We start from the raw sequence: 12,543 nt of genomic DNA, 5'->3' as shown, positions 1-12,543 counted from the left end.
CACCGACGAGGAGCTGCGCGGCTTCAGCTGGTTCACCTTCAAGGAGAACGTGGCCATCGCCCTCGCCGTCGCCGAACTCCTCGGCGTGGACCGCGGGACGGCCCTGCAGGGCATGTACGACGCCCCGCCGGACCCCGGTGTCCTCTCCGTCGAGCGTTACCGGACACCCGAGGGCAAGAAGCTGCGCTTCGCCAACGTCTTCGCGGCCAACGACCCCGAGTCGACGCTGATGAACATCAACCAGCTGCTCGACCTCGGCGCCATCCACCGCCCGCTCAACGTGGTCATCAACTGCCGCCCCGACCGCGTCGAACGCAACGGGCAGATGGGCGAGATCATCCCCGACCTCGACCCCGAGCGGGTCTTCGTCATCGGCCACCCGGCCAAGTCCGCCATCGACGCCATCCCCGCCGAGTTCCGCTCGCGCGCCGTCGACCTCGGCGGCGACAAGCGTGACCCCGAGGAGTTCATGGGCAAGATGCTGGACATGCTCGGCCCGGACTCGTCGATGGTCGCGATCGGCAACATCCACGGCCAGGGCGAGATCCTGCTGGAGCACCTCGCCGAACTGCCGCCGGACGACAGCGCCGACGAACCGGTGGCCGCCGCGCCCGCCGCCCCGGCCGGCCGGACCGAGACGGCGCCCGCCGCGGTCGACCCCTCCGAGACCATGCAGCTGTACGCGCCCCGCATCGACCCGTACCAGCACTATTCGGAGGCGTACGAGTCGCGCTACGCGCAGCACCAGCAGCCGTACGTCCCCCAGCTCCCGGGGCAGCGCGACAGCGCGCACCCCCACCCGCACCAGGAACCGGTGCACCGGACCGGACACGAGCACGCGCAGTCGCACGGCACCTGGACCGATCCCCAGCCGGACCGGGGCGGCCGGCCCCTGCCCGCCCTGCCCCAGGCACCCGCGGACAGCGGCCGGGCGGCCGATGCGGGCCAGCCCCGCGGGCTGTTCGAACCCCGCGTCCCGCCCCAGCCTTCCGCCGACGACAGCCAGCAGTGGCACAGCCCAGGAGAACAGCGTTGATCCCCTCCGTCCTCACCCCCGAGATCGCCGCGATCGGCATCGGCCTGGGCCTGATGTTCTCGCTCATGTGCTACCTGACGACCAATCTGTCGCCGGGCGGCATGATCACCCCGGGCTGGCTCGCGCTCACCCTCATCGAGGACCTCCAGCGTGCCGCCCTGGTCATCGGCGTCACCGTGCTGACCTACCTCGCCACGCTGCTCATGCAGAAGTTCGTGATCCTGTACGGCAAGCGGCTCTTCGCGGCCGTCGTGCTCAGCGGTGTGCTGATCCAGGCCACCGTGATCATCGTGCTGCAGATGGAGTTCCCGCTGCTGTACGCGAACCAGACGCTCGGCTTCATCGTCCCCGGCCTGATCGGCTACCAGCTGGTCCGCCAGCCCAAGGGCGCGACGCTGCTGTCCGTCGCGTCGGTCTCGCTCGCCACCTATGTGGTCCTGACCGCCGGCATCCTCCTGGGCGCCATGCCGACCGCCTGAACCCTTCCGTACCTCACGTACCCCTGGAGCCTCCACCATGCCGAAGCGCAAAGGCCGCCCCGTCCTCCACGCGGCGACGGTCCTGGCGCTGCTCGCGGGCAGCGCGTACTTCACCTACGAACTGCGCAAGGACGAGCAGGCGAAGCTCCCGGCCGCCCAGACGATCACCGAGAACCTGAACAGCTCGGGCAACGGCAAGGCGACCGGCAAGCAGACCTGGGAACGGCTGAACAACCCGGCGCGCTCGGTGCTGCGCGACGGCAAGGGCGCCGTCATCGCCACCTTCACGGACGGCGCCCGTACGGCCACCCTCAAGGGCCCGACGCGGACCTTCACCGAACCGGCCAACACCACCACCAAGGTGGTCACCGACGACTGGGTGCGTCTGATGCCGGAGACCTGGACCAAGGGCGCCGAGAAGCAGCAGTGGTTCAAGGACTGGTTCAAGCAGTACTACGGCAGCGAGGAGGACGACGTCTTCGCCTTCGCCTTCTCGTACATCCAGGGCGCGCCGGCCAAGAAGGACGACCAGGGCGTCCAGTACGCGGGCCACGCCACCTACGGCCCCCTCAAGGCCGACGGCGTCGACCGCTACGAACAGACCGACTTCTACGACTACCTGGGCATCCCGTACACCTTCCGGGACGGGGTCACGATGTACCCGCAGAAGGACCGGCTGCGCGCCGTGGACTGCTCCGGGTATCTGCGGCTGGTCTACGGCTACCGGGCCCGCTACCCCCTGATGTCGGACAACATCCACGGCGACGGGCTGCCGCGCACCGCCGACGGCATGGCCCGCGGCAAGGAGGGCGTCGACGTCATCAAGCTCCAGGGCCCGAGCCCCTGGTACGTGCGGCCGCAGCACATCGACGTCCTGCAGCCCGGTGACCTGCTGTTCTTCAAGATGGACCACCGCACCGCCAACCACATGGACCACTCCGCGATCTACCTCGGCCCGGACACCGAGGGCCACAAGGTCTTCATCTCCAGCCGCAAGGAGCAGAACGGACCCACCATCGGCGACCAGGGCGGTGTCTCGCGCCTCGACGGCAACGGCTTCTACGCCAAGCTGTTCCGCAGCGCGAAGCGGCTGTGAGCAGGCGGGCGGGAGGCGCTGCGGGCCCACGGCTTAGAGTGAACCGGTGAACGGCGACTGGCTCCAGCGCGGCCGCGACGGCCGGCTCAGTGTCTATCAGCTGTCGGGCGACACCGTCCTGGTGCGGGCGGAGCGCGCTCCCGGCGGCCCCTGGACCGACCCGCGGAAGGTGGGCGGCGATCAGCTGCTGCACCCCTCGGTCGGTGTCGGCCAGGGCGCGGACGGCTATGCCCACCTGGTGGCCTGGCGGCCCACGGCCGAGGGCGAGTCGGGCCTGGTGCACTCCACGCACTTCCGGCCGCTGCTCGCGCCCCTGGACTGGAACTCGATCGGTCACCCGAAGAAGAAGGGCGACCGTACGGGCACACCGGCCGTCACCGTCGACGCCCAGGGCCGCGCGCATGTGTTCGTCCGCAACAACGGCGCGGGGGTGCACCACATCGTCCAGATGGAGAAGGGCGGCTGGGAGCCCTGGCGGGACCTGCGCGGCAGCAAGGTCCAGGACGGCCTGGCGGCGGTGACCGGGGAGTCCGGCAGGGTCGAGGTGTACGCGGCCGTACCCGACGGCATCCTGCACTGGCGCCAGGAGGAGCCGACCGGCCGGCCGGTCATGCAGGAGCCGCTGAAGGCCCCGGTCCGCCCCGGCACACTGCGCGCCCTCGCGACCTCACCCGAGAGCACGACGGTCTTCTTCACGGACACCTCGGGGGACCTGTGCGCCTGGCGCCCCGGCGGCAAGCCGGCGGTCCTGCTGCCCGCGGCGGGCCCCGGCCCGGTCGCGGCGATCCGCTGCGAACTCGACGGCCACGACTGCACCCTGCTCGCCCAGCGCTCGGCGGGCGGCCGTGTCGCCTTCGCCGCCTACCCGACCGAACTGGAGTCGGCGGGCGCCTGGTGGACCGAGTCGGGCCCGATCCTGCCCGTGGACGCGACGGTGTGCCTCACCACGGATGCCGACGGCCGGGTGGCGGCGGCAGCCTTGTCCCCGTCCACGGGCCAACTGCTGCTGACGCGCCGCAAGGACGAGCCGGGTCTGGCGCTGGAGGCGTGGCGGCAGGTCTGAACCAGGCTGGCGCGCCGTCCGCGAGTCGGTGATCGGGGCCCTGTGCCCCGAGGGCACGGCCCCGCACGTCTGCCGTGTCCCCTGGTGCGCGCTCTGACCCGGCACACAGGAACGCCGGGTGCCCGCACCCCGACAGGAATGCGGGCACCCGGCGTTCACCGGTCAAGCGTTACGCCGGGACGCTGGCCACGCCCGGGGCCAGGAACTTCTTGCCGTTCACGCGCTCCGAGACACCCTCGCGGTCCAGGTACGGCGTGATGCCGCCCAGGTGGAAGGGCCAGCCGGCGCCCGTGATCAGGCAGAGGTCGATGTCCTGGGCCTCGGCGACGACGCCCTCGTCGAGCATGAGCCCGATCTCCTGCGCCACCGCGTCGAGCACCCGCGCCCGCACCTGCTCCTCGGTCAGGACGACATCGCCCTGCTTCAGCAGCGCGGCGACCTCCGGGTCCAGCTCCGGCTTGCCGCTGTCGTAGACGTAGAAGCCGCGCTTGCCCGCCTCCACGACCGCCTTGAGGTTCGGGGAGACCTTGAAGCGGTCCGGGAACGCGCCGTGCAGCGTCTCGGAGACGTGCAGACCGATCGCCGGGCCGACCAGCTCCAGCAGCACCAGCGGGGACATCGGCAGACCGAGCGGCTCGATCGCCTTCTCGGCGACCTCGACCGGGGTGCCCTCGTCGATGACGTTCTGGATCTCGCCCATGAAGCGGGTCAGGATGCGGTTCACGACGAACGCCGGGGCGTCCTTGGTGAGGACCGCGGTCTTCTTCAGCTTCTTGGCGACGGCGAAGGCCGTGGCCAGCGAGGCGTCGTCGGTCTTCTCGCCGCGGACGATCTCCAGCAGCGGCAGGACCGCGACCGGGTTGAAGAAGTGGAAGCCGACGACCCGCTCGGGGTGCTTCAGCTTCGACGCCATCTCCGACACCGACAGCGAGGAGGTGTTGGTCGCGAGGATCGCGTGCGCCGGGGCGACCGCCTCGACCTCCGCGAACACCTGCTGCTTGACACCGATCTCCTCGAACACGGCCTCGATGATGAAGTCCGCGTCCGCGAAGCCCTCGGCCTTGTCCAGGACACCGGAGACCAGCGCCTTGAGGCGGTTGGCCTTGTCCTGGTTGATCCGGCCCTTGCCGAGCAGCTTCTCGATCTCGGCGTGGACGTAGCCCACGCCCTTGTCGACGCGCTCCTGGTCGATGTCGGTCAGCACGACCGGCACCTCCAGGCGGCGCAGGAAGAGCAGGGCCAGCTGCGAGGCCATCAGACCGGCGCCGACGACACCGACCTTGGTGACCGGGCGGGCCAGGTTCTTGTCCGGGGCGCCGGCGGGACGCTTGCCGCGCTTCTGGACGAGGTTGAACGCGTAGATTCCGGCGCGCAGTTCGCCGCCCATGATCAGGTCGGCGAGGGCCCGGTCCTCGGCGTCGTACCCCTGCTGCAGGTCGCCGTTCTTGGCGGCGGCGATGATGTCGAGGGCGCGGTAGGCGGCCGGGGCCGCGCCGTGCACCTTGGAGTCCGCGATGAAGCGGCCCTTGGCGACCGCCTGGTCCCAGCCCTCACCGCGGTCGATCACCGGACGCTCGACCTCGATGTCACCCTTGAGCACCTGGGCGGTCCAGATCAGCGACTGCTCCAGGAAGTCGGCGCCCTCGAAGATCGCGTCGGCGATGCCGAGCTCGAAGACCTGCTTGCCCTTGAGCTGCTTGTTCTGGTTCAGGGAGTTCTCGATGATCACCGAGACGGCCTTGTCGGCGCCGATCAGGTTCGGCAGCAGCGTGCAGCCGCCCCAGCCGGGGACCAGACCGAGGAAGACCTCGGGCAGCGAGAACGCCGGGATCGCCTTGGAGACGGTCCGGTAGGTGCAGTGCAGACCGACCTCGACGCCGCCGCCCATCGCCGCGCCGTTGTAGTAGGCGAAGGTCGGGACGGCAAGGCTCGACAGGCGCTTGAAGACCTCGTGGCCGCCCTTGCCGATGGCGAGTGCGTGCTCGTGCTCCTTGAGGATCTCCACGCCCTTGAGGTCGGCGCCGACCGCGAAGATGAACGGCTTGCCGGTGATGCCGACACCGACGATCTCGCCGTCGGCCGCCTCCTTCTCGACCTGGTCGATGGCGGTGTTCAGGTTCGCCAGCGAGCCGGGGCCGAAGGTGGTCGGCTTGGTGTGGTCGAAGCCGTTGTCCAGCGTGATCAGCGCGAAGCGCCCGGCACCGGACGGCAGGTCGAAGTGGCGTACGTGCGCACTCGTGACGACCTCGTCGGGGAACAGGTCCGCAGCCTGCTTCAGAAGCTCGGTGGTGGTGCTCACTTGTCCCCCTCGAAGTGCGGGTTCTCCCAGATGACCGTCGCGCCCATGCCGAAGCCGACGCACATGGTGGTCAGGCCGTAGCGGACGTTGGGCTGCTCCTCGAACTGGCGGGCCAGCTGCGTCATCAGGCGGACGCCGGAGGAGGCCAGCGGGTGACCGAAGGCGATGGCGCCGCCGTACTGGTTGACGCGCTCGTCGTCGTCCGCGATGCCGTAGTGGTCGAGGAAGGCCAGCACCTGCACGGCGAAGGCCTCGTTGATCTCGAACAGACCGATGTCGGAGATGGACAGGCCCGCCTTGGCGAGGGCCTTCTCCGTGGCCGGGATCGGGCCGTAGCCCATGACCTCCGGCTCGACGCCCGCGAAGGCGTACGACACGAGCCGCATCTTCACCGGCAGGCCGTTCTCGCGGGCGAAGTCCTCGCTCGCGATGATCGACGCGGTGGCACCGTCGTTGAGACCGGCCGCGTTACCCGCGGTGACCCGGCCGTGCACACGGAAGGGCGTCTTCAGACCCGACAGGTTCTCCAGCGTGGTCCCCGGCCGCATCGGCTCGTCGGCGGTGACGAGACCCCAGCCGGTCTCACCGCTCTCGGGGTTGGTCCGGCGCACCGAGATCGGCACCAGGTCCTGCTGGATCTTGCCGTTGGCGTACGCCTTGGCGGCCTTCTCCTGCGAGCGCACCGCGTACTCGTCGGCGCGCAGCTTGGTGATCTGCGGGTACCGGTCGTGCAGGTTCTCCGCGGTCATGCCCATGAACAGGGCGGACTCGTCGACCAGCTTCTCGGAGACGAACCGCGGGTTCGGGTCCACGCCCTCGCCCATCGGGTGGCGGCCCATGTGCTCCACGCCGCCGGCGATGACGGCGTCGTAGGCACCGAAGGCGATCGAACCGGCGGTCGTCGTCACGGCGGTCAGGGCGCCGGCGCACATGCGGTCGATCGAGTAACCGGGCACGGACTGCGGCAGGCCCGCGAGGATGCCGGCCGTACGCCCCAGGGTCAGACCCTGGTCACCGATCTGCGTGGTCGCGGCGATGGCGACCTCGTCGATCTTCTTCGGGTCCAGACCGGGGTTGCGGCGCAGCAGCTCCCGGATCGCCTTCACGACAAGGTCGTCGGCACGGGTTTCGTGGTAGATGCCCTTCGGGCCCGCCTTGCCGAACGGGGTGCGGACGCCGTCGACGAAGACGACGTCCCTGACGGTACGAGGCACGATGGCTCTCCTCCAGATGCGGGATGGCACTGCCGCGCTGCGCTGAGCGCGCGCTCAGGAGACATGCTACTTACGAGTAACGTGACTGCCCAGTCCCCGCGACTGGAGCGGTGAAGGTCACATCGGTGGCGCTCCGCTTTCGGACAGGGCGGCGCCGCCCCCGACCGCAACGACTTCTACGTGCCCTTCCCCTTTCGACCGGATGAGGCGCCCCGAAAGGGGCGCGGGGAACTGCTACGGCGGCTGGGCGCCGGCTAGGCGCCCTTCGCCGCCAGCGCACTCATCAGCACGGGCGCAACCAGTTCCACCTGCCACGGCCGCGCGCCGTACCCCGCAAGCGCAAGCTCCACGGACCCGGCGTCCAGCACCTTCGGCGGCTCCCAGCAGATGCGCCGAACCGTATCCGGAGACACCAGATTCTCCTGCGGCATGTTGAGCCGCTCGGCAAGGGCGGTCACCCCCGCCCGGGCCGCCGACAACCGCGTCGCGGCGGCAGGGTCCTTGTCGGCCCAGGCCCGCGGCGGCGGAGGCCCGGTCACGGGCTGGCCCGGCTGCGGCAGCGCGGCGTCCGGCAGGGCCTTGGCGCGATCCACCGCCGCCTGCCACTGCTCCAGCTGCCGCCGCCCCATCCGGTGCCCGAACCCGTTCAGCGCGGCCAGCGCGTGCACATTGCCGGGCAGGGCGAGCGCGGCCTCCACAATGGCCGCGTCACTCAGCACCTTGCCGGGGGACACATCCCGCCGCTGCGCGATACGGTCCCGCGTCTCCCACAGCTCCCGTACGACACCGAGCTGCCGCCTCCGCCGCACCTTGTGCATTCCGGAGGTGCGCCGCCACGGATCCTTCCTCGGCTCGGCCGGCGGCGCAGTCGCGATGGCGTCGAACTCCTGCAGGGCCCACTCCAGCTTGCCCTGCCGGTCCAGTTCCTTCTCCAGGGCGTCGCGCAGGTCGACGAGGAGTTCCACGTCGAGCGCGGCGTACCTCAGCCACGGCTCGGGCAGCGGCCGGGTCGACCAGTCGACGGCGGAGTGGCCCTTCTCCAGGACGAAACCGAGGACGTTCTCGACCATCGCGCCGAGGCCGACCCGGGGGAACCCGGCGAGCCGGCCGGCCAGCTCGGTGTCGAACAGCCGGGTCGGGACCATGCCTATCTCGCGCAGGCAGGGCAGGTCCTGGGTGGCCGCGTGCAGCACCCACTCGACGCCGGACAGCGCCTCGCCGAGAGCGGACAGGTCGGGGCAGGCCACGGGGTCGATCAGCGCGCTCCCGGCGCCCTCGCGGCGCAACTGCACCAGATAGGCCCGCTGGCCGTAGCGGTAGCCGGAGGCGCGCTCGGCGTCGACGGCGACCGGGCCGGAGCCCGCGGCGAAGGCGGCGACCACCTCGGCGAGCGCGGTCGCGTCGGCGACGACGGGCGGAATGCCCTCGCGGGGTTCGAGCAGCGGTGTCGGCGCCCCCGTCACAGAAGATCCGGCGCCGTCCGGAGGGGTGCCTCCGGTGGTGCGCAGGGAGCTGTCTGCTGCGATCTCTTGGGCGTCGGTCACCTGTCAAGGGTATCCGTGCGCGGACGCCGCCCGTCGCCGGAACGTTCCGTCGACGGGCGTGGGAGGGTCGTAAACCAGTCAGGCCGGTGAACGGTGCGATTCACGTGAGCGAACCGGCCGCGCTCCGAACGGGTCAGTGGATGATCCCGGTGCGCAGGGCCACGGCCACCATGCCGGCCCGGTCGCCCGTGCCCAGCTTGCGTGCGATGCGGGCGAGGTGGCTCTTGACGGTCAGGGCGGACAGGCCCATCGAGACGCCGATCGCCTTGTTCGACTGGCCCTCCGCGACCAGCCGCAGCACCTCGACCTCGCGTCCGGACAGCTCGCGGTAGCCGCCCGGGTGGCTCGGGGCACCCGGGGGGCGGCGGTGCATCCGGGCGGCGCCGAGGGGAGCGGCGCCGGGCCGGGCGGGCAGGCCGATGTTGGTCCGGGTGCCGGTGACGACGTACCCCTTGACCCCGCCGGCCAGGGCGTTGCGCACGGCGCCGATGTCGTCGGCGGCGGACAGGGCCAGCCCGTTGGGCCAGCCCGCGGCGCGGGTCTCGGACAGCAGGGTCAGGCCGGAGCCGTCGGGCAGGTGGACGTCGGCGACGCAGATGTCGCGCGGGTTGCCGATGCGGGGGCGCGCCTCCGCGATGGACGAGGCCTCGATGACATCGCGCACGCCGAGAGCCCACAGATGACGGGTGACGGTGGAGCGGACGCGCGGGTCGGCCACGACCACCATGGCGGTCGGTTTGTTCGGGCGGTAGGCGACCAGGCTTGCGGGCTGCTCGAGGAGAACGGACACCAGGCCTCCTGGGTGGGGGACGGGGCCGGCTTGTGGGGATGAAGCCGGGACGAACCGTGCTTTCAAGGTCACAGTCGTCTTCGGCAGCAAACTCGTCCGCCTTTAGAGAATGATCACGATCTAGTGAGTAACAATCTGCGCAATTCGGACGCACGATCGATCATCCGAAGATCGAGTCGGCCCGAGACGATGCGATTCCGCGTCGGAAAGTGGCCGTATCGACAAAGGGATGGTCAATAAGGCGCCCATGCGGATGACGTCGCCGGCACCCGCCGGTCGGCTCACCTGATCACCGTGGCTGCGGGCCCCTGCGCTGCGGCAGCGTCACCACCGAGGCGTCCCCCGGACCAGCCGGCGGCAGGCCCGCGACCTGGGCCAGCAGATCGCACCAGGAGGCCAGGTGGGAGGCCGTGTCCGGCACCCCGGCGAGCCCCTCGCGGGGCGTCCAGGACGCCCTGATCTCGATCTGCGAGGCCGACGGACGGTCGGCGAGACCGCCGAAGTAGTGCGAACTCGCGCGCGTGATCGTCCCGCTCGGCTCGCCGTAACCGAGCCCGCGCGCCTGCAGCGCACCCGTCAGCCACGACCAGCACACCTCGGGCAGCAGTGGATCGGCCGCCATCTCCGGCTCCAGCTCCGCGCGCACCAGCGTCACCAGGCGGAACGTTCCGCGCCAGGCGTCATGGCCCGCCGGATCGTGCAGCAGCACCAGCCGTCCGTCGGCCAGCTCCTGCTCCCCGTCGATCACCACGGCTTCCAGCGCGTACGCGTACGGGGCGAGCCGCTGCGGTGCGGGCGTGGGCTCCACCTCGACCTGCGGCCGCAGCCGGCTGCTGCGCAGGGCATCGACCGCGGCCCGGAAAGCCTGCGGACCCGAGGTGCTCGCGCGCCGGTCCGCCTCCTCGGTGTCCTTCACGTCGTCCATTCCGTCAGCGCTGTCCGACATTCGTCCGTGAGCCGCAGCCATGCGGGGAAGAGTAAGGGGAAGCGAGGCCTTGTGCAGGGCAAGACACCCCGCGCCGTCGCCCGCCGCCGTCGTGCGAGACTTGCCCACGTGACCGCCAACGACAGCATGCAGCAGACAGCCACGTACAACAGCGCCTTCCTCAGGGCGTGCAGGCGTGAACCCGTGCCGCACACCCCCGTGTGGTTCATGCGTCAGGCCGGCCGCTCCCTGCCCGAGTACCGCAAGGTGCGCGAAGGCATCCCCATGCTCGACTCCTGCATGCGGCCCGAGCTGGTCACCGAGATCACCCTGCAGCCGGTACGCCGGCACAACGTGGACGCGGCGATCTTCTTCAGCGACATCGTCGTCCCGCTCAAGGCCATCGGCGTCGGCCTCGACATCAAGCCCGGCGTCGGCCCGGTCGTCGAGGAGCCCATCCGCACCCGCGCCGACCTGGCCCGGCTGCGCGACCTCACGCCCGAGGACGTCCCCTACGTCATCGAGGCGATCGGCCTGCTCACCAAGGAGCTGGGCGCGACCCCGCTGATCGGTTTCGCGGGCGCGCCTTTCACCCTCGCGAGCTACCTGGTCGAGGGCGGTCCCTCGCGCACGTACGAGAACGCCAAGGCGATGATGTACGGCGACCCCGAGCTGTGGGCCGACCTGCTCGACCGCCTCGCGGACATCACGGCCGCCTTTCTGAAGGTGCAGATCGAGGCCGGCGTGAGCGCCGTCCAGCTCTTCGACTCCTGGGTCGGCGCCCTCGCCCCGGCGGACTACCGCCGCTCGGTCATGCCCGCCTCCGCGAAGGTCTTCCAGGCCGTCTCCGGTTACGGCGTCCCGCGCATCCACTTCGGCGTCGGCACCGGTGAGCTGCTGAAGCTCATGGGCGAGGCCGGCGCGGACGTCGTCGGCGTCGACTGGCGGATCCCGCTGGACGAGGCGCAGCGCCGCGTCGGCCCCGGCAAGGCGCTCCAGGGCAACCTCGACCCGACGGTCCTGTTCACCGGCAAGGACACCGTCGAGGCCAGGGCCCGCGAGGTGCTCGACGCGGCCGCCGGCCTGGAGGGCCACGTCTTCAACCTCGGCCACGGCGTCCTGCCGAACACCGACCCGGACGCGCTGACCCGCCTCGTGGACTACGTGCACACCGCCACCGCGGGCTGACTCACCAGGTGTACCGGGGCCGTGCCCGCCTGCCGAACAGCAGGCCGCGCGGCTCCGGCGGAGGCGGGGTGCCGGGCTTGAGCGGCCAGGCGAGCAGCATGCCGGCCAGGAAGCCGACCACGTGCGCGGCGTACGCCACCGTGCCGGCCCCGGACACCCCGTGCCCGGACGAGTACACCGCCTGCAGCACGAACCAGAATCCCAGCACCAGCCACGCGGGCAGCCTGAGCGGCAGGAAGATCAGGAACGGGACGAGGACCCAGACCCTCGCCCCCGGCCACAGCACGATGTAGGCGCCGAGGACCCCGGCGATCGCGCCCGACGCACCGATCAGCGGGTCCCCCGACGTGGCGTTGAGCAGCGCGAAGCCATAGCCGGCGGCGTAACCGCAGACGACGTAGAAGAGGAAGAAGCGGATGTGGCCCATCCGGTCCTCGACGTTGTTGCCGAAGATCAGCAGGAAGAGCATGTTTCCCAGCAGGTGCAACCAGCTGCCGTGCAGGAACATCGCCGTGAAGACCGACAACGGCGGCGACTTGTCGTAGGACGGCGGGGCCACGACGCAGCCCGGGCCGTGCGCGCCGATGCCGACGTCGCCGGTCGGGACCAGCCGGGGTATCTGATGGTGGATCAGCTCTCTGGGGACCGCCGCGTAGTGGTCCATGAACGCCTGCAGATGGCACAGCTGCGCCAGGTCGCTGCCGCCGGCCACGGAACCGGCGATGCCGGGCGTGGTGACGAACACGAGGACGTTCGTGGCGATCAGCGCGTACGTCACCCATGGGGTGCGGCGCACCGGATTCACGTCATGGACGGGGATGACCACACAGAAGTAGTGCCCGGCATGGGGCGGGCGAATCGGTGAACGGCGCGGGGGGAGTGTGCGTATCTCTCGTCAACCGACGTGAG

General features: G+C 70.7%; 10 protein-coding genes and 1 pseudogene. 5 read left to right on the top strand and 6 right to left on the bottom strand.

Annotated elements, in window-relative coordinates; translation table 11 throughout:
* From ACZ41I_RS13425 to ACZ41I_RS13410, 4 genes and pseudogenes are all read left to right on the top strand, one after another.
* A pseudogene (locus ACZ41I_RS13425) lies at positions 1-1,036 on the top strand (poly-gamma-glutamate synthase PgsB); the annotation flags it as partial.
* On the top strand, positions 1,033-1,515 hold the full coding sequence (locus tag ACZ41I_RS13420; RefSeq protein ID WP_351251157.1) for a poly-gamma-glutamate biosynthesis protein PgsC/CapC: 483 nt from the start codon (positions 1,033-1,035) through the stop codon (positions 1,513-1,515). The pseudogene ACZ41I_RS13425 and the gene ACZ41I_RS13420, both read left to right, overlap by 4 nt.
* Before the next feature lie 37 nt (positions 1,516-1,552).
* Positions 1,553-2,611, top strand: a complete 1,059-nt coding sequence (locus tag ACZ41I_RS13415; protein WP_399772597.1) for a hypothetical protein — start codon at positions 1,553-1,555, stop codon at positions 2,609-2,611.
* Between the two features lie 46 nt (positions 2,612-2,657).
* Positions 2,658-3,674 carry a DUF8189 domain-containing protein gene (locus ACZ41I_RS13410; RefSeq protein WP_363218762.1) on the top strand — a complete coding sequence of 339 codons (1,017 nt, stop codon included), beginning with the start codon at positions 2,658-2,660 and terminating at the stop codon, positions 3,672-3,674.
* Positions 3,675-3,843: 169 nt separating this feature from the next.
* Here ACZ41I_RS13410 and ACZ41I_RS13405 read toward each other — a convergent pair whose 3' ends face one another.
* The 5 genes from ACZ41I_RS13405 to ACZ41I_RS13385 all read right to left on the bottom strand — a co-directional run bounded on the left by ACZ41I_RS13405 (position 3,844) and on the right by ACZ41I_RS13385 (position 10,488).
* Positions 3,844-5,973: a 3-hydroxyacyl-CoA dehydrogenase NAD-binding domain-containing protein gene (locus ACZ41I_RS13405; protein WP_468326571.1), complete on the bottom strand. Its 2,130-nt coding sequence runs from the start codon at positions 5,971-5,973 to the stop codon at positions 3,844-3,846.
* Positions 5,970-7,187 carry a thiolase family protein gene (locus ACZ41I_RS13400; RefSeq protein ID WP_363218759.1) on the bottom strand — a complete coding sequence of 406 codons (1,218 nt, stop codon included), beginning with the start codon at positions 7,185-7,187 and terminating at the stop codon, positions 5,970-5,972. The genes ACZ41I_RS13405 and ACZ41I_RS13400 overlap by 4 nt, the downstream gene beginning before the upstream one ends.
* A 254-nt stretch (positions 7,188-7,441) precedes the next feature.
* A complete protein-coding gene (locus ACZ41I_RS13395; protein WP_468514093.1) occupies positions 7,442-8,731 on the bottom strand; it encodes a ribonuclease D in 1,290 nt (429 codons plus the stop codon).
* Positions 8,732-8,864: 133 nt separating this feature from the next.
* Complete coding sequence (locus ACZ41I_RS13390) at positions 8,865-9,521, bottom strand: response regulator transcription factor (protein ID WP_069778144.1); 657 nt, start codon at positions 9,519-9,521, stop codon at positions 8,865-8,867.
* A gap of 289 nt (positions 9,522-9,810) precedes the next feature.
* Positions 9,811-10,488 carry a DUF3000 domain-containing protein gene (locus tag ACZ41I_RS13385; RefSeq protein WP_363218757.1) on the bottom strand — a complete coding sequence of 226 codons (678 nt, stop codon included), beginning with the start codon at positions 10,486-10,488 and terminating at the stop codon, positions 9,811-9,813.
* Between the two features lie 105 nt (positions 10,489-10,593).
* On the opposite strand from ACZ41I_RS13385, the gene hemE reads away from it, so the two are divergent.
* Positions 10,594-11,634, top strand: coding sequence for a uroporphyrinogen decarboxylase (hemE, locus tag ACZ41I_RS13380; protein ID WP_468514103.1), 1,041 nt, complete (start codon positions 10,594-10,596; stop codon positions 11,632-11,634).
* Position 11,635: 1 nt separating this feature from the next.
* Here hemE and ACZ41I_RS13375 read toward each other — a convergent pair whose 3' ends face one another.
* Entirely contained in the window at positions 11,636-12,460 is an 825-nt protein-coding gene (locus tag ACZ41I_RS13375; protein WP_468326565.1) for a rhomboid family intramembrane serine protease, read from the bottom strand.
* Between the last annotated feature and the right edge of the window lie 83 nt (positions 12,461-12,543).

This window comes from Streptomyces sp. NPDC030799, from assembly GCF_055572255.1.
Note: the sequence above shows the minus strand (reverse complement) of the source record. Positions and strands in the feature narration are given on the sequence as shown.